Raw genomic sequence first — 21,013 nt, 5'->3', positions numbered from 1 at the left:
CGCGTGGCTAAAACACCGCCCCCACTTTACCCCCCCCCCCCCCCCACCCCCCCCCCGCCCCCCCCCCCGCGGGCCCCCCCCCCCCCCCGGCCCACCCCCCGACCTCCCCCCCACCCCCACCGCTCTCCCCCCACCCGAGAGGACCCGCATCCCCATGACCACGCCGCTGACCGTCGAGCAGTTCCAGCCCCGCCTCGGGCAGCTCACCCTCATCGACGTCCGCTCCCCCGGCGAGTACGCCGCCGGCCACATCCCCGGCGCCCTGAACGTCCCGCTCGACCAGCTCGACCGCGCCCTGCCCGCACTGCACGAGGCCGCCGGACAGGGCGAGATCGCCGTGGTCTGCGCCGCCGGGCCGCGCGCCGACAACGCCTGCCGGCAGCTGGCCGACGCCGGCATCCCGACCCTCACCCTGACCGGCGGCACCAACGCCTGGGCGACCGCCGGCCGGCCGCTGGACCAGGTGGCGGGCGCCCGCCGGGTGTGGGCGCTGGACCGCCAGGTCCGCATGGTGGCCGGCTCGCTGGTGCTGGCCGGCGTGCTGGTCGACCTCGTCCTGCCGGGTGCCCGCTGGGTCTCCGCGGCCGTCGGCGGCGGGCTGGCGTTCTCCGCGCTGTCCAACACCTGCGCGATGGGCTCGATGCTCTCCAAGCTCCCGTTCAACCGGCCCCGCCCTGGCGCGCCGAGCCTGGACCAGACGCTCGCGAAGCTGAAGCGCTGATCCCCGCGCCCTCGCACGTGAAGGCCCCTGCCCACCCCCGTCGGGCAGGGGCCTTCACCTCTTCTCCCGGTCACCTCCAGGAAGCCGTCACCCGCCTCCAGGAAGTTGTCACCGCACATCCCGTTGACGCGACCGGACCAAGGATGTGAAATGTCACCCATCACATGCGACGCATCATAGCCCGCATCCCTGCGGATTTGAACGTTCAAAGACCATCCGCCCACAGACCGACCGGAGGTAGCTCCGCCATGCCGCCCCGCCCCCGCGCCTTACCCACCGGTCTCGCCCTCCTGGCCGTCCTCACCGCCCAGGCCCTCGGCGCCGCCCCGGCCCCGGCGGCCACCGGCACGCCGCTCGTCGACGGCGGGAGCTACCTCCTCGGCTCCGCCCTGGACGGCTCCTGCCTCGGCCCGCAGTACGCCCTGGCCGCCCCCGGCACCCCGGTGGTCGGCGCGGCCTGTGGGCGACTGCTCAGCCAGCGCTGGCAGCTGCACCGCACCGGCGGCGACTACCTGCTGGTCAACGCCGCCGACGGCCGCTGCCTCACCCTCGGCGGCGCGGACCGCCGCCCCGCCACCGCCGACTGCGGAACCTCCCCCGAGGCCGAGCGCTTCACCGTCTCCCGCGCGCCGCAGGGCACCTACACCCTCACCGCCCGAGGCACCGGCGGCTGCCTGACCGCCGACCCGGCCCCGGTGGACCACCACTGCGACCACCGTCCCGCCCACCGCTGGACGCTCACCCGCACCGAGCCGCTGGTGCTCGCCGACCCCGGCTTCGAGCAGAGCCACCAGGGCGAGGGCGCCACCGCCGGCACCGCAACGGACGGCACCGCCGCCTCCGGCGGCTGGACCTTCACCGCCCACACCGGCACCGCCACCAACAACCCCCACGGCGGCAGCCGCCTCGCCTACCTCGACGCCGGCCCCGGCTACGCGGTGAGCCAGCAGGTGACCGCCGTCACCGCGGGCTCCTACGACCTGTCCGCCTGGATCGCGACGGGCGGCGCCGGCGGCAGCTTCTCGGTGAGCGTCAACGGCGCCGTGGTGCGCTCCCTCCCGCTGCCCGAGCAGTCCACCTACGCGAAGTACACCCTCCCCCGGGTGCCGGTCGCCCCCGGTGACCGGCTGACCCTCACCATCGGCTCCTCCCCCACCGGCTGGGTCAACGTGGACGACGCCGCCGTCGCGCCGTCCGCCCCCAACGACCCGGTGATCAGCTCCTCCGACCCCGAGGTCGTCGCCCTCTTCGACTGGGCCAAGACCAAGGCCAACAGCTGGGTGCAGCAGGCCGGCACCACCGGCGTCCGCGACCAGGACGAGAACCACCCCGGCGGCACCGGCACCACCACCTACGACGCCACCTACTGGGCCGGCTACCCGTTCCGGTCCGCCTTCTACAGCCGCGACTTCGCCCACCAGCTGACCGGCGCCCACCTGCTCGGCCTGGACGCCGAGAACAAGACCATGCTGCGCGGCTTCGCCGCCTCCGCCACCGAGACCAACCGGCTCTACCCGGTCTGGGCGCTCAACCTCGACGCCCGCAACTACGCCGCCATCGACTACCGCGGCCCGGACCGCTTCGTCCGCGAGCTGCCCGCGCCGTTCGAACTCGTCCAGCAGGCCGGCGAGGCCTACCGCTGGACCGGCGACCGCGACTACGCCGAGGACCCGGGCCTCGGCCGGTACGTCCGCAACACCCTCGGCCCGTTCGTCGCAGGCCACCCCGGCCCGGTCGACAACGGCGGGGTGCCGATCCCCCAGGCCACCAGCCGCTCCATCTTCGCCGGCACCGCCAGCTACGCCGAGAACGCCACCCGCACCTACGCCGAGGCGGGCGACGCGGTCGGCTCCCAGTACCAGGCCTACCTCGCCGCCGCCACGCTGGCCGACGCCCGGGGCGACGGCGCTGCCGCCACCGACTACCGGAAGGCCGCCGACCGGCTGCGCACCTACGTCAACTCCACCTGGAGCGTGGACGGTTCACAGCCCGGCGAGGTCGTGCACGGCTACGACACCACCGGCAAGCCGATCACCGGCTGGGGCTACGAGGCGAGCGTGCTGATGCCGGTCAAGCGGCTGCTCGACCCGGGCCCGCGCCGGGACGCCCAGCTGGCCGCCATCGACGCCGCCGACTCCGGCCCGGAGCGCTCCGCCAACCTGGAGGCCTACACCTACCTGCCGGACGCCTTCTTCGCGGGCCACGACGGCACCACCGCCTGGAAGTGGATGCGGCACGTCTACGAGAGCACCGGCGAGCCGCACACCAGCGGCGCGATGCTGAACGGCGACTACCCCGAGGTCCCGTTCACCCTGCTGTCCCAGACCGTCCAGGGACTGCTCGGCGTCACTCCCGACGCCGCCGGGCACGCGCTCGCCACCACCCCGCAGCTGCCCGCCTCGATGGGCTGGCTCCAGGTCGCGGGCATCCCGGTGGGCGGCGGCACGGTGACCGTCCGCCACGACGGCGCACAGCGCAGCACCGTCACCAACACCGGCACCGGGCAGCTCACTTGGGAGGCCCGCTTCCCCGGGCGGCATGCCCGGATCACCGTCGACGGCGAGCAGCGCGAGGCCCGCGCCACGACCGTCGACGGCGTGACCTACACCACCGCCACCGTGACCCTCGCCCCCGGCCGCTCCGCGACCGCGGCCGTCACCGACTGACCCCCACACCGCACCACCGCGGCCGGCCGGCCCCACCCGGCCGGCCGCGCTCTCCCCTGGACCATCCTGACGATCCGCCACGTCCCCCACATCCTCAGGAGTGCGCACATGAGCCGAACCCGCCGCCGAGTCGCGGCATCCCTGCTCTCCCTCGCCCTCGCCACCGCCGGCCTCGGAACCGTCGGCCTCGGCGCGGCCGCCCCGGCCGCCGCGCTCGGAGCCGTCGGCCTCGCCCCGGCCCCCGCGCTCGGCAACGGCAACGCCCTGACCCCGCCGATGGGCTGGAACTCCTGGAACTCCCTCGGCACCGAGGTCACCCAGGACCAGGTCGTCCAGACCATCGACTTCATGACCGCCAACGGCCTGGTGACGGCCGGCTACGACACCGTCACCATCGACGACGGCTGGTCGCTCTGGCACCGCGACGGCCAGAGCACCGACCTGGTCCGCAACGCCGACGGCGGCCTGCAGCTGTACGACGCCGCCGGGAAGCCGGTCAGCGGCACCGACGGGACCGGCAACGACCCCACCTCCGGCCACCTGGTCCCGCGCCCCGACCACTTCCCCGACCGGACCGTCGGCGGGCGCACCGTCAACGGCATCGCCTACCTCGCCCAGTACGCGCACAGCAAGGGCATGAAGTTCGGCCTCTACGCCACCGACACCTACCTCACCTGCCAGATGCACCCCGGCAGCCTCGGCCACGAGTCCACCGACGCCGCCGACTTCGTCTCCTGGGGCGTCGACTTCGTCAAGTACGACGACTGCCCGTACGGCCCGCCGATCACCGGCCCGGACGGGCACAACTACGGGACCCAGGGCGAGGGCAAGGAACTGACCCGCTCGATCTACGCCCGGGTGCAGACCTTCCAGCGCGCCCTGGACGCCGCCTCGGCCGCCCAGGGCAGGCCCAAGGTCACCCTCAGCGTCTCCGCCCAGCCCGTCCACACCGGCCTGCCGTACCTGCTCGCCGCGGACGACCCGGCCCGCACCGACCCGGTGGTCCAGGCCGCCGGGACGGCCCCCTTCCACGCCCCCGGCTACGCGCCCACCGGCATCTGGTGCGGCCAGGTCGCCAACCTGTGCCGGATCGGCGGCGACCGGGACAGCGAGCTCGACGGGGTGCTCTGGAACGGGCAGTTGAGCACCGCGCTGCAGTACCCGGGCAACGTACGCCCGGGCAGCTGGAACGACCTCGACATGATGTTCACCGGCTGGCAGGACGTCTACGGCCTGTGGGGCACCACCGACACCTGCGTCTGCCACAAGCCGTTCACCGACGACGAGTCGCGGACGGAGACCTCCGTCCTCGCCATGCTCGCCGCACCCCTGATCTCCGGCGCCGACCTGCGCACCGCGGCGCAGTCCCAGCACAGCGACCGCGGCTACACCTGGTCCACCGGGATCAACGACGCGAGCCTGGCGATCCTGAAGAACCGTGAGGTGATCGCCGTCGACCAGGACGGCCTGGCCAAGCCCGCCACCCTGGTCGGCGCCCGGCCGGCCGACGGGCACGCGCCGGTGGTCCTCAAGCGGCAGCTCGCCAACGGCGACACCGCCGTCCTGCTGGTCAACCAGGACCCGTCGGCCGGCCGCACCGTCGCCACCAGCCTCGCCGAACTCGGCCTCGGCGGCTCCGGCTACCAGGCCAAGGAGCTGTGGACGGGCGCTAGTTCGACCGTCACCGGACCGATCAGCGCGGCGCTCCCGGCGCACGGGTCGGCCCTCTACCGGCTCACCCCGAAGACGCCGGGCGGGCCGTCGGGCGTCGTCGACGACGGGAAGTTCCACGCACTGACCGGCAACGGCCTCGCGCTGTCGCTGCTCGGCTCCTGCACCGCGCCGATCGGCTCGGTCACCGACCTGGAGGCGCAGCGCACCGGTGACCCGGCGCAGCAGTGGACCTTCACCACCAACCCCGACGGCACCGTCCGGATCACCGACAACTGCGACACCGCCACCCACCGGCACACCGTGCTCTCCGCCGGAGCGTCCGCCGGCGACAGCGCCTACCTGCTCGACCTGGCGCCCGGCAACCCCTGGCAGGAGTGGAAACTGACCCAGGGCCCGACCGCCGGCACCGTCACCGTCACCAACGTGGCCACCGGCCTCGTCCTGGACGCGGGCGCCGGCACCGCCGGGTCCTACGTCACCACCCGCCCGGCCACCGGCCAGAGTTGGGGCCTGGGTTCCTGAGTCACTCCCGGGTGCCGGCCGGCCGCCGCACGGCGCGGGCGGCCGGCATCCGGACCAGCACCGCCACGCTCAGGCCGAAGATCACCACGCCCAGCGGGACGTGGACCGACGGCACGTGCGCGATGCCGAGGACGACCTGCGCCGAGGCCAGCACGAGGAAGCCGGTGGCGTACAGGATCGGGCGGGGCGAGCCGCCGCCCGGCCGCCAGGCCAGCACGGCGGCGAGCACGTACAGCATCGAGGCGCCGTACATCACCCGGGCGCCGACGCCGTGCACCGTCTCGCCGTAGGAGGTGGAGAGCAGCAGGCCGGCCGAGACCGCCTGGAGGAGGACGGTCGCGGTCTGGAGCGCGACGGAGACCCGCAGGAAGATCCGGGTGCGCTGTTCCACCGCCGTCCCTGACGTCGTCTCCACCGGAGCACCTGCCGTGGTGTGGACGGCCATGATGCGTTCCCCTCTTCTGCCTCGCGGCGGTTGATCGGTACTGTCCCGGTCATCCGACGACGCAGGCCGGCGAAGTGTGAGGCGGGGTTCCCGTCCGGGCTCACGCTCCCGGCTCGGACTCGGACCCGGACGGACGAGACGAACCAGGGAGCGGCCCCGACCATGAGCACCGAACCGGACCTGAGCGTGATCGTCGGCGAGCGGCGGCAGCTGATCAACCTCGCCTACCGGCTGCTGGGTTCGCTGGCCGAGGCCGAGGACGCGGTGCAGGAGACGTACGCCCGCTGGTACGCGCTGTCCCGGCGGCAGCAGGAGGCCATCGTCTCGCCGGGCGCCTGGCTGACCACGGTGGCCACCCGGGTCTGCCTGGACCTGCTCGGGTCGGCGCGGGTGCGGCGGGAGCGCTACGTGGGCGAGTGGATACCCGAGCCGCTGCCCGACCGTACGGAATGGGCCGGCGGCGGACCGGCCGATCCGGCGGACTGGGTCACCCTGGACGAGTCGGTGAGCATGGCCTTCCTGGTGGTGCTGGAGGCGATGACCCCGGCCGAGCGGGTGGCGTTCGTCCTGCACGACGTCTTCCGCTACCCCTTCCCCGAGGTCGCCGAGATCGTCGGCCGGACCCCGGCGGCCTGCCGGCAGCTGGCCGCCTCCGCCCGCCGCCGGATCAGGGCCGCGCAGGCCCCGGTGACGCCGACGGGCGCGCAGGCCGGTCTGGTGCGGCACTTCAAGGAGGCCTGGGAGGCCCGGGACATCGCGGCCCTGATCGCCCTGCTCGCCCCCGACGCCACGATGACCGCCGACGGCGGCGGCCTGGCCGGCGCCGCGCTCCAACCGGTGCGGGGCGGCGAGCGGATCGCCCAGTACCTGATCCACCTCGCCGACCGGGCGCCCGGGCTCACGCTCCTGGAACGGACCGTCAACGGCCGCCCCGGGCTGGTCGCCCGGCACGGCGGGCTCACCGCGACCGTGGCCGCGTTCGAGCTGGCGGACGGCCGGATCACCCGCATCTGGGCGGTCCGCAACCCGGAGAAGCTGCGCCCGTGGACGGAGGGCGACACGCCCTGATTCCCCGTGCTACAGCTCCTCCACCACCTCCACGCCCGGGCACTCCCGCGCCAGGTCGGCGAAGAACCGCTCCCCGTCGACCACCGCCTCCGGCGGATGCACCCCGGCCGACCGCACCGTCCCGTCCAGCAGCTGCGCCAGCCCGAGCGCCGCCGGAACGCCGGTGGCCCGCGCCATGTCCGCCAGCAGCGCTTCCGCTCCGCGCAGGTGAGCGAGGGCGACGGCCGGGCGGCCGTCGCGCGTTCCGGTGGCGGCGGCGAAGAACGGCGGGAGGGTGCCCGGGCCGCGCAGGCGCGGGGCGCGGGCGGCGGCGCGCAGGGTGCGGCGCGCGGTGGGGTGGTCGAGGTCGGCGGCGGCGGTCTCGTTGGTCAGCCGTCCGGCGTCGAGGTCGGCGCGCAGCACGTCCAGGTAGGCGGCGGTACCGGCCCTGACCACCATGAGGTTGGCCGCGTCGCCGTCGGGCCGCAGGCTGCGGTGCAGGGTGACGGGCTCCGGGTGGCCGACGGTGTAGGCGGTGCCGTGGTGGCCGCCGGGCAGGTCGAGGGTGACCGGGCGCAGCGGGGGCCGTCGGACCAGCCGGCCGCCCTCCACCGTGGCGACGGTGCCGCTGATCTGCTGCATCCAGTGCACGGCGGCGGCCGAGACCGTTCCGTCGAGGTCGCGCAGCGAGGCGTCCGGCTCCGGGCCGACGTCGACCGGCCAGGCGGTGTACACGTCGGTCAGGGTGTCGAGGCGGGCGGCGGCGCGGGCGGCTAGCAGGTTGCTGACGCCGGGGCTGGCCCCCATCCCGAGCAGCGCGCGCACTCCGGCGGCGCGGGCCCGGTCGTCCAGGTCCAGCATGGCGAGGGTGGGTTCCCAGTCGTCGCAGATGTCCAGGTAGTGGGTGCCGGTGCGGATCGCGGCGCGCAGCACGTCGAGGCCGTAGCGGTAGTACGGGCCGACGGTGTTGAGCACGGCGTCGGCCTCCGCGAGGGCGGCGTGCAGTGCCCGTTGTTCGGTGACGTCGACCCGGGCGGCGCGGACGGGCACCGGTGCGTCGGCGGAGAGTGCGGCGGCGGCGCGGCGGGCGGCGTCGAGGTCGCGGTCGGCGACCACCAGTTCGTGGACGCCGGGCAGTGCGGCGGCGACCCGGGCGGCGGCCCGGCCCATCGCGCCGGCGCCGCCGAGGGCGAGCAGTCTCATCGCGGGTCAGCCCTTCGGGTGGTCGAGCGGGGTCGGGAAGCACGTGCCGAGCAGCTTCATATCGTTCACCCGTCAATCGATCGTTTCTAAAACGACCGTAGCAGATACGAACGCACTAGGATGATCGTCATGCAGGAGATCCCGACCCGGGTACTGGTGGACGCGATGGTCCGCGCCGACGGCACGGTCGACTGCGGCGACCTCTACGCCGTGGCCGGCCGACTCGGCATGAGCGACCAGCAGGTGCGGCTGACCATCAAGCGCCTCACCGCCGACGGCCGCTTCGTCCAGGAGGGCCGGGGCCGCCGGGCGCTGCTGCGCGCCACCGCCGCGACCCGGCGCGAGATCGAGCCGGACGTCGGGCACCTCGCCCTGATGTACGCCCAGGACCGCGGCGAGGCCCCCTGGGACGGCGTCTGGCACCTCGCCGGATTCGCCGTCCCCGAACGCGACCGCACCGCCCGCGACGGACTGCGCGAGACCCTGCTGCGGCTCGGCGGCGCGCCCGTGCAGAACGGGCTCTACGTCTCGCCGCACCCCTGGGAGCCGGAGGTCCGGGAGGCGGCCGGCACCCTGGGCGTCCTCGCCAACCTCACCCTGCTGAGCACCCGCGACCCGCACACCGGCGACACCGGCGAACCCCGCGAACTCGCCCGCCGCTGGTGGCCGCTGGACGAACTGGCCGAGGGCCACCGGCGCCTGACCGCCTTCGCCGCCGGGCAACTCGCCCGGCTCACCGCGGGCGGCCTGTCGGAGACCGAACTGCTCACCGTGGCCGTCGAGTTGGCCGCCACCTTCACCGAGGCGAGCGAGCCCGACCCGCTACTGCCCCCGGAACTGCTGCCCCAGCCCTGGCCCGGCGCCGAGGCCCGGGCTCTGGTCGCCCGCTGCTGGGCCCTGCTGCTCGCCGACCCGCGACCGGGGACGCCCCGGCTGTTCGACGCCTACGCGGAGGTCGTCGCGACGGTCACCGGCTGACCGGTGCCGCCCCGGACCCCGCGGGCCCGAGGTGCCGCGGCACGCCTTCGGGCACACCCCGGGTGCGCGGAGGCCGAGTTGGACGCCTGTGGCCCGTGCGGTGTGGGAGGCTGGGGGCATGTGCGGTCGCTTCGTCTCCACCACCACGCCCCAGGACCTGGTCTCACTGCTCGGGGAACTCCGCTGGGACCCGGCCGAGACCTTCGCCCCGAGCTGGAACGTCGCCCCGACCGACCCGGTCCCAGCCGTCCTGGAGCGCGTCGACCGGGAGACCGGCGAGATACTGCGCCAACTGCGCCCGCTGCGCTGGGGCCTGGTCCCGTCCTGGTCCAAGGACCCGTCCGGCGGCGCCCGCATGATCAACGCCCGCTCGGAGACCGTCGACACCAAACCCGCCTTCCGCAAGGCGTTCACCGCCCGGCGCTGCGTGATCCCCGCCGACGGCTACTTCGAATGGCGCGAGGTCCCCGCCGGCGCCGGGACGAAGAAGTACAAGCAGCCGTACTTCCTCAGCACCGGTGGCGTGATGCTGATGGCCGGCCTCTACGAGTTCTGGCGCGACAGCACCCGCCCCGAGGACGACCCGCTCGCCTGGCTGGCCACCGCCACCGTCATCACCACCGACGCCAGCGACTCCGCCGGCCGCGTCCACGACCGGATGCCCCTCACCATCGCCCCCGACGACCTCGCCACCTGGCTCTCCCCCGCCCACACCGACCGCACCGAACTCCACCACCTGCTGCGCCGCCCCGACGGCGACCTGCGCGTGCGCGCCGTCCCCACCACCGTCAACAGCGTCCGCAACAACGGCCCCGAACTGCTGGCCACCGCCCCGGACCCGCTGGGCCTGGCGGACTGAGGCCGAACCCCGGAGCCCACATGAACGGCACCCCCGCGAGCCTCGTCGAGGCGGCGTTCCGCCACTACCGGTCGCAGGACCCCGGTCCACGCCCGCTCCGGGAAGCGGCGTCCCGGTCCTCGGCCTCGTGCGGGGCGATCCCGGTGCCCGGCGGCCAGCGGTGGCCGGCCTCGTGGAGGTGCTGCAGGGCGGCGAGGTCGTTGGCCACCATCACCTGGGCCAGCCTGGCCGCCGCGGCGACGACGGCGGGCCAGTCGGGCGAGTCCAGGTAGGCCTCGCCGGGGGCCCCGGCGCCGACCGCGGCCTGAACCGTGCCGTAGGCGGCGCCCAGCCGGGCCATCAGCTCGACCTCCTCCTCGGTGCGCAGGCTGTACCCGAGCGACCGCTGCGGGTCGTCCGCGTCGCAGAAGTCGTCGAAGAGCACATGCACGGTGTAGCCGAGGTCCTCGAACCGGTCCCGGTCGAGCCACACCTCGCGCTGCCAGGTCGGGCTGGCGAGCGCCACGACGGCGGGGACGACGTGGAGGCGGAACGCGGGGAGGGCGATGCCGTGATCGGTCACGGGGGCGAGGGTACTCACTTCATGATCGCCGGGACAGCCCCGGCCCGGCGGGAGCGGGTACCGGGTCGGCTCGCCCGTGCGGAACCTCGGCCCCGCCCGGGATCGCTCAGGGCAGCGGCAGCTGCCCCGGCACCGGGCCGCCGCGGCGGGTGAGGCGGCGCAGGAAGGTGGTGACGCCGGGGGTGCCGACGGCCCAGGCGCGGGCTTCCGTGTCGGGGCGGCGGCCGGGCAGCAGCGGCCGGGTGGGCGGGCCGCCGGCCCGGGTGAGGATCAGCGCCGCCACGTCCTCGGCGGCCGCCCAGTACCGGGCCTCGCCGGTGGCCACCGCGAGGTCCACGCAGAGGTCCCCGACGCCGGCGAGTCCGCAGCAGCGGAAGACCTGGGCGGTCCTCGGGGCGAGCGTCCGGCAGGTGTCGGCGGCGTCGGCGGCCAGGGCGAGCAGGGCGTCGTCGCCGTACTGGCGGCCGGCCTGGACCAGCAGGGTGCCGAGCCCGGCGAGCCCCCGGCACCAGGAGAGGTAGCGGCGGGTGGCCCCGGGCGCGCGGGCGGCGGCCAGGATGCCGGGGAGGTCGGCGGCGAGTCCGTCCACGATCTCCCGGCCGGCGCGGCGGGACGTTTCGTCGGGCATCGCCAGCAGGAAGTGGGCGACGCCGGCGCGGCCGTGCGCGAAGCCCTCGGCGAGGGCCGCGGTGCCGGGGTTGGGCTCTTCCCCGAGGTCGTCCAGCGGCCGGCCGACCAGTTGGGCGGCGCAGTCGGCGGCGGCCGCGCGGTGTGCCGCGGCCGCCGGGCCGAGGGCGGCGAGCAGCAGGTGTCCGGTGCCGATCCCGGCGGTGCCGGCGATCTGGTCCACGCCCGTTCCCTCGTACCGGCGGTGTGCCGGGGGCTCGGTGCCGAGCGCGGCGGCCGCCTCGGCGAGGAACAGGTCGACGCCGGTACGGCCCTGGTGGAGCGAGCCGTCCAGGTGGTCGAGGGCCGGGTGGGCGGCCGTCCAGCGGGCCAGTTCGGCGGCGGCGGCCCGGGCGTCCGGGCGGTCCGGGTGCCGGAGCAGTTCGAGGCCGAGGCCGGCCGCGCCGTCGTACAGCGAGAGCAGGGTGCGGGGCTGTGCCGTGCCGGGGCCGGCGGCGACCAGCTCGCGGGCCATCCGGACACAGGTGGTGACGGTGTGGTCGAGCGCCTCGGCCACCCGGCCGCCGGCCCGTCCGCTGTCTCGTCCGCTGCCTCGTCCGCCGGGGGCTCCGCGCCGGACCGGCGCGGGCCCTTCCCGCAGCCGCGCCGCCGCGGCGGTGCGGTGCGCCGGGTCGAAGCTGAGCAGGCCCGCGATCAGTTCCGCCGCCGGGTGCCCGGGCTCGGGGAGGGCGGCGCGCAGGCAGGCGAGGGTGCGGTCGCGGTTGGTCGCCGGGTCCGGGTCGATCACCACCGGGTCGAGGCCGGTGAGGGCGTGGTGCAGGGTGGCGCCCAGCGCGTAGTGGTCCTCGGTGGGGTCCTCGCCGCCGGCGCCCGGCAGGCCGTAGCCGGCGGTGGCGCCCGGCAAGCGGTCGCCGGCCAGGGCGCTCACCCCGAAGTCGACCAGCGCGGGCCGGCCGGCCCGGTCGAGGACCACGTTCGCGGGCTTGAGGTCGCAGACCACCACGCCGCGCGCGTGCACCGCGTCCAGTACCCGCAGCAGTCCGCGCCCGAGCGTCCACCAGTCCCGCCCGCCGACGGCACCGCCGGCGGCACCGGTGTCGGCACCGTACGGGCCCGAGGTGAGCACCTCGCGGCGCAGGTCGATCCGCCCGCAGGCGGCGCTGACCAGGTACTCGTCGGTGCCGTGCCGGAAGTAGTCGACCAGGGCGGGCACGCCGGGCACCCCGGTGAGCGCGTCGAGCACCCGCTGCTCGTGCCGCAGCCGGCCGCGGGCGTCGGTGCCGGAGCCGTCCTCGGCGACGAAGGCCCGGGCCTGTTTGACCACCACCTCGCGCCCGGTGGCGAGTTCGACCGCGCGGTAGACGTGGCCGCTCGCGGCGCGGGTGATGCCGGCGGTGATCCGGTAGCGGCCGGCGCCGACCCGGGTGGTCGCCGGCCGGGCGGGGGCGTCGGGCGCCTCGAAGGGGTCGCCCGCCCAGGGCGGCCGGCGGTAGCGGGCCTCGGCCAGGCCGGGGAAGAGCGTGCCGTCCGGGCCGGCCATGCCGGCCCGTGCCTCGTCGTCGGTGACCCGGAACGGCCCGTAGCGGTAGTGCACCGGGGCGTCCGGCCGGACGGGGCGGTCGCTGACCACGGCGGGGCCCTCCCGGCCGGCCAGTGCCTGCGCCAACTCCAGTCCCAGGGCGCGGACTTCCTCCGGTCGGGGGTAGACCGTGACGGCCTTGCCCACGGCGGCGGCGCCGTGCCGGCCGCTGTTGAGCTCCCACAGCGCCGCCGTGCTCACCGCGAACTTCACGTCGCAGACCCGGCCGAGCAGGATCGGGAGCGCCGTGTCCAGCAGGGCGGCGAAGCCCTCGGGGCGGGCGGACAGGTGCAGCTTCCAGCCGTGGGCGAGTTCCGGCATCCGGGGGTCCCGGAGGTACCACCAGTGGCCGTCGGTGTGCAGCGGGCGGTGCGGACCGGGCGCCTGGGCCGCCAACTCCTCGGCCCTGCGCCGCAGTTCCTCGCCCGGTGGGTCCGACCGGCAGGCCTCGGCGGAGCCGGGGTCGGGCGGCGGTGTGCTCATGGTTCCGTCCTTCCCCGGTCCGTCGTGGTCCGCCGGTCGCTGTGATCCGGCTGGATCAGGAGTTGAACTCACAGGGGAAGCGGGTCGGGACGTAGGTCACCCACGGGTCGGCGAGGCAGGCGACCGGGGTGAGGTCGGCGTCGAACTCGTCCTCGAAGAGGATGGCGTCCTCGTCGATCTCCAGCGGGCCCGCGTCGCGGATGTCGGTCATCAGGGCACTCATGGGGTCCTCCCAATGATTGGGGTTGGTGGGTCCAGCGCGCTGAGCGGGGCTCATGCTAGCCAGGCGCCCGGACCCGGGACAGAGCGCTGACAGACCCGCCGGATCGACTACGACAAAGGGAGGTTCCGTTTGTGGACGCCGCCTCCGCCCGCCGTCACCGGCGCACCACAGAACCCGCCCGACGTGGTCAGCCCCGCAGGCGGCGGGCCCGGAGGAACTCGCGGGCCAGCAGGCGCAGCGCGGCGGGCTTGGCCGGGCTCGCCGAGCGGCGCAGCAGGGCGCCGAGGTCGGCGCGGGCTGCGGCGCTGGTGAGCTGCTCCACGCCGACGATGCAGCCGACCATCGGCCGGTGGGCGGGCGGCACCCGGTCGACGACGGCCCTGCCCTCGGCGAGGGTGCGGTCGGCCCGGTCGAGCAGGTCCGCGAGCAGGGCCCGGACGGCGGGCAGGTCGCGGGCCCGCTCCAGGTCGGCGCGGGTGACGCCGTGCTCCTCGAGGGTCCGCTCGGGGATGTTCAGCCGGCCGTCCGCGAGGTCCTCGGCGAGGTCGTTGACGAAGTCGAGCCGCTGGCTGCCGTCGATGAAGGTGCGGCAGGCGGCGCGGTAGTCGCGCTGGTCGCCGTCCGGGCCGATCAGGCCGGCGACCACCATGAAGCCGGGCAGCGAGTACCCGTCGACGTAGGCCTGGTAGTCCTCCTCGGTGGCGAAGCCGGTGAAGTCCAGGTCGGCGCCGGTCGCGGCGAGGAAGTCCAGCACCCGGTCCCGCAGGACGGGGTGGGCGTCGACGCTGTGCAGCAGCGGGCGCAGCTCGGGGTCGTCGGTGCGGCCGGCGGCGAGGCTGTCGGTGACCTGCTGCTGCCAGTGGGCGGACGCCGCCCGGCGTTCGGCGAGCGGGCCGCTGTCGAGCAGGGTGTCGGTGCGGTGCATGAAGGCGGCGGCGGCGATCACGTGCGGGACCATCCGGGTGGGCAGCAGCAGCTCGGTGGCGAGCGCGGCCTCCCGTCGGTACCGGGCCATCTGCTGCCGCTGCCGGCCGTAGTCGGCCCGCAGCCCGGCCTCCCGTACCCCGGCCGCGTCCAGCGCCCGCTCCCACCTGCCCATTCGGTCCACCCCATCGTGTGTTCGACGGGAACCGAGCGTAGCCGGTGGCAGCGGGTGGACCTATTCGGCCCCGGCTTCCACCCCACCGGTCAGCGCGGGCGGATCGCGGAGAAGCCGCAGGCCGGGGTGCAGAGGGTGACGATGCCGCTGTAGCGGTGGGTGGTGCGGCCCCGGGTGACGCTGTGCATGGTGTACTTCTCCCGCAGGTTGGGTTCACGGCAGCGTGGACAGGCGGCGCCGACCGGCTTGCCCCACGGGCGGTTCGGGCTGAGCTTGGCGATCGAGACCACCATCAGGACGGCGGCCAGGCCCGCGCCACCGAAGCCGACCACCCGCCACATCCCGTTCGAGGACTCCCTGCGGTCGATCATCTCGTCGTAGGAGTAGGTGCCCCCGCCGCCGCGGCTGGACCAGATCCGGCACTCGCTGTGCCGGGTCATGGTCTTGCCGTCGCAGGTCGGCGGGGTGTTCGGGTCCGACGTGCCGACCACCAGGGCCAGGAAGAACCCGATTGCGATCAGCAGGCCGAACACGACCACGGCGACGGTCCGGCTGCGGCCGGTGTGCAGCCGTTTGCGTTCGTTGTACGCCGTGTCGATCACAGCCTGGGCCATGGTGCCCCCGTCGACCGCCACTGCTCTTCCCCCTGTTGTCCGCGTCACCCGTCCGGCCCGTGCTCCGGGCCGGACGTCCCCCGCGTCCGGGGGCGAGAAGAACCCACCACGAACGATGCGCTCTTGTACGGGACTTGGGAAGAGCTTGACCTTCAGTCGTGCGCCGCGCCGTCCACGGCGACCGACTCCAGGTAGGCGGCCGCCTTCGCCGGGTCGAAGTACCACTCCTCCAGGTCCGCCGGGTCGCTGAAGGCGTTGGCGAACCGGTGGGCCACGGCGGGCCGCGAGACCCCGGCGTCGATGAGCCGCAGGACGTGCGGGGGCGGCGGGGCGAGCAGTTCGTTGCTCCAGACCGTGGAGGGGGCGGCGATCCGCCAGAACCCGTCGAAGGCCGCCTGCTGGAAGGCCCGGTCGAAGGGCTTCTCGCCGTGGGCGAGGATCGCCTCCAGGTAGCCGGCCGCGCACTTCGCGGCGTTGTTGGAGCCCTGGCCGGCGATCGGGTCGTTGAGCACGACCACATCCGCGACCCCCAACACGGATCCACCGCCCGGCAGTTCACCGATCGGACGGCGCACGGCCGGGGTGAGGCGTCCGGCCAGCGTCCCTCCGGCGTCGGTGACTTCGACGCCGGAGCGGGTGCGGTCGTACTCCCAGGGCGTGAAGGTCTTCATCAACTCCAGTGTCACCCGCAGGTGTTCGGCCGGATCACGGATCCCGTCGAAGGCGTCCGCCGGGCCCCCGGGCAGAGCCTCCCAGGACAGGATGTCGCAGGGCCCGGCCTCGGTCAGCGACGGCACCAGGAAGAGCTCGCCGACGCCCGGCACCAGGTTGCAGCGCACCGCCGGGTAGTCGTGCTCGGGGCGCGGCGCGAGCCCGTGCACGTAGACGGCCGACAGCGCGCGCTGCGGCCGCTCGTACGGGGAGCGCTCGTGGTCGCGCTCGAACAGTGAGGCCAGCGCGCCCTTTCCGGAGGCGACCAGCACCAGGGCGTACGAGCCGACCAGGTTCTGCAGGTCGGCCGGGGTCACCTGGCGCAGTTCCACCCGGCCGCCGCGCTCGGCGAACAGCTCCAGCCAGGTGGACATCTTCAGCCGCTGGTCGACGGACTGCGCACTGCCGTCCAGCCGCCCGACCCAGTCGATCGTCCGCTCCGACTCCGACCCGGCGACCGACACCCCGAGGCCCTCGATCCGCGGCGCCCGGTCGGCCCACAGGTCCAGGCCGAGGGCCCGCTCGGTGCGCAGCGCGGAGTCGAACATGCACTGGCTGGACATCACCCGCCCGCCGCGCACCTCCTCCGGGCCGCGGTCGGTCAGCACCGTCACGTCGTAGCCGTGGGCCTGCAGCCCCAGGGCCAGTTGGAGTCCGGCCTGCCCGGCGCCGACGATCAGAATTCCGCGCATCGCCCCTGCCTTCCTGGTGGAGTGGATACGTCCCGGACGGAGACCCGCCCGGCCCGGTTCGGCCCGCACGGCTCGGCCGCCTCCGGCCTGCTTACCAGTCGTCGCCGTGCCCGTCCACGAGCCGTGCGCCCGCGCCGCACCGCACCGCCGGCCCTCACCCGGAGACCAGCTTGCGGCCGGTGATCTCCTCCGGGCGGATCCGCACCCAGCGCGGCCGGTCCCCGCCCGCCCAGGGGGCCGCGCCGGGCAGGCCGGCCAGCCGTTCCAGCTCGGCGGGGTCCTCCACGTAGTGGGCCGGGCCGAGGGCGAGCACGCTCCAGCCGCGTCCGAGGTACTCGTCGATGTGGTCGACCTGGAAGGAGACCGCGGCCCCCTCCTCCGGGGTGGCGGCGCCGTGCTCGCCGGTGCGGTAGGCGAAGGAGCCCTGGTCCACCACGTAGTTGACCGGCAGCACCACCGGCCCCGGCTCGACCGGCAGGGCGATCCGGCCGATGCCGTGGCCGCCGACCAGCTTCCAGCACTCCGGCTCGGTGAGGTCGAGCAGCCGGGGGCGCGGACCGGGGCTACCCTGGCCGGGCGGGGCCTCGGCGAGGCCGGACCGCAGTTCCTCGGGGGTGCTGTCGAGGGCGGCGGCGATCCGCACGAAGCCGCCCGGGTCGAAGCCGGGCCCGGCGTCCAGCAGGCACCTCAGGTAGCGGGGCGCCATCGCGGCCCGCTTGGCCAGGGCCTCCTCGCTGAGGTCCAGTTGCTCGCGCCGTTCGGCGATCCGACGGGCCACGACGGCGGGGTCGGGGGTGTCGTTCACAGTGGTGACTCCTCGGCTTGCCGGGGGCCGTCCGGCCGCGCCCGGGCGTTGACCAGGCCGGACCCATCCAAGCGCCCGGCCTGCGGCAAGTCGAGCAAGGACCGGCCCCGTGCGTGTCGGTACGACCGGCGGCCCCGGGACGCCGCCCCGCCCTCGCCGAGGAGTCGAGCGCCGTGGTCACCCGGTGACGCCACCGGCCCGGACCGCCGGTCGGCAGGGCTCACCCAACTCGCGGGAACGGTCGGGCCGTTGCCCCGTCACAATGCCCGCGCACGCCCCTGTCCACGGCCGGCGCCCGAGCGCATACTGGCCTGCGCGGCTCGCAGCGGGCGACGGGGCCACTCCGGTCCCCGGCCTGGTTGCGCCGTGACAGGGGGTCGGAATCGTGGCAGCTGTCGTGATCGTCGCCGTGCTGCTCCTGCTCTGGCTGGTGACCGGTGTACGGGTGGTGCAGCAGTACGAGCGCGGTGTGGTGTTCCGGCTCGGCCGGGTCAACGGGCGGGTCCGCGAGCCGGGGCTGAGCCTGCTGCTGCCGGTCGTGGACCGGATGCGCAAGGTCAACGTCCAGGTCGTCACCATGCCGGTGCCCGCGCAGGAGGGCATCACCAAGGACAACGTCTCGGTGAGCGTCGACGCGGTGCTGTACTTCCGGGTGGTGGACCCGGTCAGGGCCACCGTGGACGTCCAGAACTACTCCTTCGCCATGCTCCAGGTCGCCCAGACCTCGCTGCGCTCCATCATCGGCAAGAGCGAGCTGGACGACCTGCTCTCCGGCCGGGAGAACCTCCACCAGGGCCTGGAGGTGATGCTGGAGAGCCCGGCCACCGGCTGGGGCGTGCAGATCGACCGGGTGGAGATCAAGGACGTCAGCCTGCCGGACTCGATGAAGCGCTCGATGGCCCGCCAAGCCGAGGCGGACCGCGAGCGGCGGGCCCGGATCATCACCGCCGACGGCGAGTTCCAGGCCGCCACGAAGCTCGCCGAGGCGGCGGTCAGGATGAGCGAGACCCCGGCGGCGATGCAGCTGCGGCTGCTCCAGACCGTGGTCGAGGTCGCGGCGGAGAAGAACTCGACGCTGGTGCTGCCGTTCCCGGTGGAACTGCTGCGCTTCTTCGAGGCCTCGGCGGCCCGGGCCGCCGATCCGGAGGCATAGGCCGGGCCTATGGCCCCCATAGATCACCACCTCCTAGTTCCCAGGTCATCCGTAGGGTTTGCTACAAAGGTTCAGACCACCTTTGCGCCGCGCCCGACCGGAGGACCACTCGTCATGCCCCGCCCGATCCGAGTCGCGATCGTCGGAGCCGGCCCCGCCGGCATCTACGCCGCGGACGCCCTGCTGAAGTCCGACGCCGCCCAGAAGCCCGGTGTCTCGATCGACCTGTTCGAGCGGATGCCCGCCCCGTTCGGCCTGATCCGCTACGGGGTCGCGCCCGACCACCCGCGCATCAAGGGCATCGTCACGGCCCTGCACCAGGTGCTCGACAAGCCCCAGGTCCGGCTGTTCGGCAACGTCGACTACCCGAACGACCTCGGCCTGGACGACCTGCACCGCTTCTACGACGCCGTGGTGTTCTCCACCGGCGCGATGGCCGACCGCGCCCTGGACATACCCGGCATCCACCTCGACGGCTCCTACGGCGCGGCCGACTTCGTCTCCTGGTACGACGGCCACCCTGACGTGCCCCGGACCTGGCCGCTGGAGGCCGAGAAGGTCGCCGTCCTGGGCGTCGGCAACGTCGCCCTGGACGTCGCCCGGATCCTCGCCAAGACCGCCGACGAACTGCTGCCCACCGAGATCCCGCCGAACGTCCACGAGGGCCTCAAGCGCAACCGGGCCGTCGAGGTGCACGTCTTCGGCCGCCGCGGCCCGGCCCAGGCCAAGTTCAGCCCGATGGAGCTGCGCGAGCTGGACCACTCCCCCACCATCGAGGTGATCGTCGCCCCCGAGGACATCGAGTACGACGAGGGCTCGATCGCCGAGCGCCGCGCGGTCAAGCACGTCGACCTGGTCGCCTCGACGCTGGAGAACTGGGCGATCCGCGACGTCGGCGACCGCCCGCACCGGGTGTACCTGCACTTCTTCGAGTCCCCGGTGGAGGTGCTCGGCGAGGACGGCCGGGTCGTCGGTCTGCGCACCGAGCGCACCGAGCTGGACGGCACCGGCAACGTGCGCGGCACCGGCGGCTTCACCGACTGGGACGTGCAGTCGGTCTACCGCGCGGTCGGCTACTACTCCGACGAGCTGCCCAAGCTGCCCTTCGACCCGGTCTCGGGCACCGTCCCGCACCGGGCCGGGCGGGTCCTGGACGGCGACGGCTCGCACCGCACCGCCACGTACGTCACCGGCTGGATCAAGCGCGGCCCGGTCGGCCTGATCGGCCACACCAAGGGCGACGCCAACGAGACCGTCGCCTGCCTGCTGGACGACCACGCCGCGGACCGCCTGCCCGGCGCCGTCGAGCCGGACCCGGCGGCCGTCGAGGAGCACCTGCGCGCGCGGGGCGTCCGCTTCACCACCTGGGCGGGCTGGCAGCTGCTGGACGCCCACGAGCGCGCGCTCGGCGAGGCCGAGCAGCGCGAGCGGGTCAAGGTCGTCGAGCGTGAGGACATGCTCCGCCACAGCGGGGCCTGAGCCGCGACCCGAGCGCGGAACGCGGAAGCGCCGCCGCCGAGCCCCGCGGGAATTCCCTCCGGAACCCCGCGGGGTTCGCAACCGCAGTCAGGGGCGGACGATCGGCAGCAGCAACTCGTCCACGATCTCCGCCGGATCGAGCTGGACCGGGTCCCCGCCGCACATCTTGATCCGGTACAGCATCAGCGCCGGCACCAGGTCGGTGACCAGCGGGGTGACGGCCCCGGGGCGGGCCTCGCCGCGCGCGGTGCCGCGGTCCAGCACCTCGGCGATCAGCGCCGTCGTCGGCTCCACCACCCGCTCCAGCACGATCTCCACGAAGGCGTGCGCCCGCTGGTGGTCGAGTTCACTCATGATGGCCCGCACGGCGGCGCCCAGCTCGCTGACCATGGCGGTGCGCAGCCTGGTGACCACCTCCAGCAGGTCCCCGCGCAGGCTGCCGGTGTCGGGGGCCGGTCCGGACGCCGGCAGGCTGGCCCGCAGCGCGTCCATGACCAGTTCCTCCTTGGAGGACCAGCGGCGGTAGAGCGCGGCCTTGCCGGTCTGCGCGGCGGCGGCCACCCCCTCCATGGTCAGCCGGGCGTAGCCGTCGGTGGTGAGCTGTTGGAGGACCGCCTCGTAGATGGCGCTCTCCAGCGCCTCACCCCGCCGCCGCAGCGGGGCGCCCGTCACCGGTCCGTGCCCGGCAGCCGTGTCAGCGGTCATGGTTGCGCACCTTCTTCAGTCGCCTTTCGTCGCTTCGTCGCTCCACGCGTCCGCCCGCGGACCTCCGGGAGATCCCGGGCCGGGCGCGTCGCTGGTGAGGCGTTTCGCCCCCCGGGATTTCCCACTGTCCGGACATCACCGGGGGCTACTGTCGATGTTAGTGAAC

At 74.6% G+C, this 21,013-nt stretch carries 18 protein-coding genes; 8 read left to right on the top strand and 10 right to left on the bottom strand.

Annotated features, from left to right (window positions below; translation table 11 throughout):
• The first annotated feature begins 154 nt into the window (after positions 1-154).
• The 3 genes from ACGF0D_RS29525 to ACGF0D_RS29515 all read left to right on the top strand — a co-directional run bounded on the left by ACGF0D_RS29525 (position 155) and on the right by ACGF0D_RS29515 (position 5,583).
• Positions 155-721, top strand: a complete 567-nt coding sequence (locus ACGF0D_RS29525) for a rhodanese-like domain-containing protein (protein ID WP_392921373.1) — start codon at positions 155-157, stop codon at positions 719-721.
• Positions 722-969: 248 nt separating this feature from the next.
• Entirely contained in the window at positions 970-3,387 is a 2,418-nt protein-coding gene (locus ACGF0D_RS29520; protein ID WP_392921372.1) for an RICIN domain-containing protein, read from the top strand.
• 108 nt (positions 3,388-3,495) lie between these two features.
• Positions 3,496-5,583, top strand: coding sequence for an alpha-galactosidase (locus ACGF0D_RS29515; RefSeq protein ID WP_392921370.1), 2,088 nt, complete (start codon positions 3,496-3,498; stop codon positions 5,581-5,583).
• Position 5,584: 1 nt separating this feature from the next.
• On the opposite strand, the gene ACGF0D_RS29510 is transcribed toward ACGF0D_RS29515, so the two are convergent.
• Entirely contained in the window at positions 5,585-6,028 is a 444-nt protein-coding gene (locus tag ACGF0D_RS29510; RefSeq protein ID WP_392921367.1) for a hypothetical protein, read from the bottom strand.
• 162 nt (positions 6,029-6,190) lie between these two features.
• On the opposite strand from ACGF0D_RS29510, the gene sigJ reads away from it, so the two are divergent.
• Positions 6,191-7,096 carry an RNA polymerase sigma factor SigJ gene (gene sigJ / locus ACGF0D_RS29505; protein ID WP_392921364.1) on the top strand — a complete coding sequence of 302 codons (906 nt, stop codon included), beginning with the start codon at positions 6,191-6,193 and terminating at the stop codon, positions 7,094-7,096.
• Positions 7,097-7,105: 9 nt separating this feature from the next.
• On the opposite strand, the gene ACGF0D_RS29500 is transcribed toward sigJ, so the two are convergent.
• Positions 7,106-8,278 (bottom strand): saccharopine dehydrogenase family protein, encoded by a 1,173-nt coding sequence (locus ACGF0D_RS29500; protein WP_392921361.1) that lies wholly within the window; start codon positions 8,276-8,278, stop codon positions 7,106-7,108.
• 129 nt (positions 8,279-8,407) lie between these two features.
• Between ACGF0D_RS29500 and ACGF0D_RS29495 the strand changes: the two genes are divergently transcribed.
• Both ACGF0D_RS29495 and ACGF0D_RS29490 read left to right on the top strand, forming a co-directional pair.
• Positions 8,408-9,256 (top strand): PaaX family transcriptional regulator C-terminal domain-containing protein, encoded by an 849-nt coding sequence (locus tag ACGF0D_RS29495; protein ID WP_392921358.1) that lies wholly within the window; start codon positions 8,408-8,410, stop codon positions 9,254-9,256.
• Positions 9,257-9,374: 118 nt separating this feature from the next.
• A complete protein-coding gene (locus ACGF0D_RS29490; protein WP_392921355.1) occupies positions 9,375-10,115 on the top strand; it encodes an SOS response-associated peptidase in 741 nt (246 codons plus the stop codon).
• 64 nt (positions 10,116-10,179) lie between these two features.
• On the opposite strand, the gene ACGF0D_RS29485 is transcribed toward ACGF0D_RS29490, so the two are convergent.
• From ACGF0D_RS29485 to ACGF0D_RS29455, 7 genes are all read right to left on the bottom strand, one after another.
• Positions 10,180-10,677 carry a hypothetical protein gene (locus ACGF0D_RS29485; protein WP_392921352.1) on the bottom strand — a complete coding sequence of 166 codons (498 nt, stop codon included), beginning with the start codon at positions 10,675-10,677 and terminating at the stop codon, positions 10,180-10,182.
• 106 nt (positions 10,678-10,783) lie between these two features.
• Positions 10,784-13,366: a class IV lanthionine synthetase LanL gene (gene lanL / locus ACGF0D_RS29480; protein ID WP_392921349.1), complete on the bottom strand. Its 2,583-nt coding sequence runs from the start codon at positions 13,364-13,366 to the stop codon at positions 10,784-10,786.
• Between the two features lie 55 nt (positions 13,367-13,421).
• The gene (locus tag ACGF0D_RS29475; RefSeq protein ID WP_392877140.1) at positions 13,422-13,589 is read right to left on the bottom strand and encodes an SflA family class IV lanthipeptide; all 168 of its coding nucleotides are present in this window, start codon (positions 13,587-13,589) and stop codon (positions 13,422-13,424) included.
• Positions 13,590-13,776: 187 nt separating this feature from the next.
• Complete coding sequence (locus tag ACGF0D_RS29470) at positions 13,777-14,688, bottom strand: phytoene/squalene synthase family protein (protein ID WP_392877142.1); 912 nt, start codon at positions 14,686-14,688, stop codon at positions 13,777-13,779.
• 89 nt (positions 14,689-14,777) lie between these two features.
• Entirely contained in the window at positions 14,778-15,302 is a 525-nt protein-coding gene (locus tag ACGF0D_RS29465) for a hypothetical protein (protein ID WP_392921346.1), read from the bottom strand.
• A gap of 152 nt (positions 15,303-15,454) precedes the next feature.
• Positions 15,455-16,705, bottom strand: a complete 1,251-nt coding sequence (locus ACGF0D_RS29460) for a styrene monooxygenase/indole monooxygenase family protein (protein WP_392921344.1) — start codon at positions 16,703-16,705, stop codon at positions 15,455-15,457.
• 154 nt (positions 16,706-16,859) lie between these two features.
• Entirely contained in the window at positions 16,860-17,510 is a 651-nt protein-coding gene (locus ACGF0D_RS29455) for a pyridoxamine 5'-phosphate oxidase family protein (protein ID WP_392877148.1), read from the bottom strand.
• A gap of 385 nt (positions 17,511-17,895) precedes the next feature.
• Between ACGF0D_RS29455 and ACGF0D_RS29450 the strand changes: the two genes are divergently transcribed.
• Positions 17,896-18,663 (top strand): slipin family protein, encoded by a 768-nt coding sequence (locus ACGF0D_RS29450; protein ID WP_392877150.1) that lies wholly within the window; start codon positions 17,896-17,898, stop codon positions 18,661-18,663.
• 114 nt (positions 18,664-18,777) lie between these two features.
• A complete protein-coding gene (locus ACGF0D_RS29445; protein WP_392921341.1) occupies positions 18,778-20,142 on the top strand; it encodes an FAD-dependent oxidoreductase in 1,365 nt (454 codons plus the stop codon).
• 87 nt (positions 20,143-20,229) lie between these two features.
• On the opposite strand, the gene ACGF0D_RS29440 is transcribed toward ACGF0D_RS29445, so the two are convergent.
• Positions 20,230-20,847 (bottom strand): TetR-like C-terminal domain-containing protein, encoded by a 618-nt coding sequence (locus tag ACGF0D_RS29440; protein ID WP_392921338.1) that lies wholly within the window; start codon positions 20,845-20,847, stop codon positions 20,230-20,232.
• Positions 20,848-21,013 lie beyond the last annotated feature (166 nt).

Origin of the sequence: Kitasatospora sp. NPDC048298, from assembly GCF_043201465.1 — a bacterium.
GTDB lineage: Bacteria > Actinomycetota > Actinomycetes > Streptomycetales > Streptomycetaceae > Kitasatospora.
The sequence above is the reverse complement of the archived record's forward strand: the minus strand, read 5'-3'. Positions and strand labels throughout refer to the sequence as shown.

What these genes read in the sequence shown, in the direction of transcription:
- ACGF0D_RS29525 (WP_392921373.1), top strand. Translation starts at nt 155, where the DNA reads ATGACCACGCCGCTGACCGTCGAGCAGTTCCAGCCCCGCCTCGGGCAG.
- ACGF0D_RS29520 (WP_392921372.1), top strand. Translation starts at nt 970, where the DNA reads ATGCCGCCCCGCCCCCGCGCCTTACCCACCGGTCTCGCCCTCCTGGCC.
- ACGF0D_RS29515 (WP_392921370.1), top strand. Translation starts at nt 3,496, where the DNA reads ATGAGCCGAACCCGCCGCCGAGTCGCGGCATCCCTGCTCTCCCTCGCC.
- ACGF0D_RS29510 (WP_392921367.1), bottom strand. Translation starts at nt 6,028, where the DNA reads ATGGCCGTCCACACCACGGCAGGTGCTCCGGTGGAGACGACGTCAGGG.
- sigJ (WP_392921364.1), top strand. Translation starts at nt 6,191, where the DNA reads ATGAGCACCGAACCGGACCTGAGCGTGATCGTCGGCGAGCGGCGGCAG.
- ACGF0D_RS29500 (WP_392921361.1), bottom strand. Translation starts at nt 8,278, where the DNA reads ATGAGACTGCTCGCCCTCGGCGGCGCCGGCGCGATGGGCCGGGCCGCC.
- ACGF0D_RS29495 (WP_392921358.1), top strand. Translation starts at nt 8,408, where the DNA reads ATGCAGGAGATCCCGACCCGGGTACTGGTGGACGCGATGGTCCGCGCC.
- ACGF0D_RS29490 (WP_392921355.1), top strand. Translation starts at nt 9,375, where the DNA reads ATGTGCGGTCGCTTCGTCTCCACCACCACGCCCCAGGACCTGGTCTCA.
- lanL (WP_392921349.1), bottom strand. Translation starts at nt 13,366, where the DNA reads ATGAGCACACCGCCGCCCGACCCCGGCTCCGCCGAGGCCTGCCGGTCG.
- ACGF0D_RS29475 (WP_392877140.1), bottom strand. Translation starts at nt 13,589, where the DNA reads ATGAGTGCCCTGATGACCGACATCCGCGACGCGGGCCCGCTGGAGATC.
- ACGF0D_RS29470 (WP_392877142.1), bottom strand. Translation starts at nt 14,688, where the DNA reads ATGGGCAGGTGGGAGCGGGCGCTGGACGCGGCCGGGGTACGGGAGGCC.
- ACGF0D_RS29465 (WP_392921346.1), bottom strand. Translation starts at nt 15,302, where the DNA reads ATGGCCCAGGCTGTGATCGACACGGCGTACAACGAACGCAAACGGCTG.
- ACGF0D_RS29460 (WP_392921344.1), bottom strand. Translation starts at nt 16,705, where the DNA reads ATGCGCGGAATTCTGATCGTCGGCGCCGGGCAGGCCGGACTCCAACTG.
- ACGF0D_RS29445 (WP_392921341.1), top strand. Translation starts at nt 18,778, where the DNA reads ATGCCCCGCCCGATCCGAGTCGCGATCGTCGGAGCCGGCCCCGCCGGC.
- ACGF0D_RS29440 (WP_392921338.1), bottom strand. Translation starts at nt 20,847, where the DNA reads ATGACCGCTGACACGGCTGCCGGGCACGGACCGGTGACGGGCGCCCCG.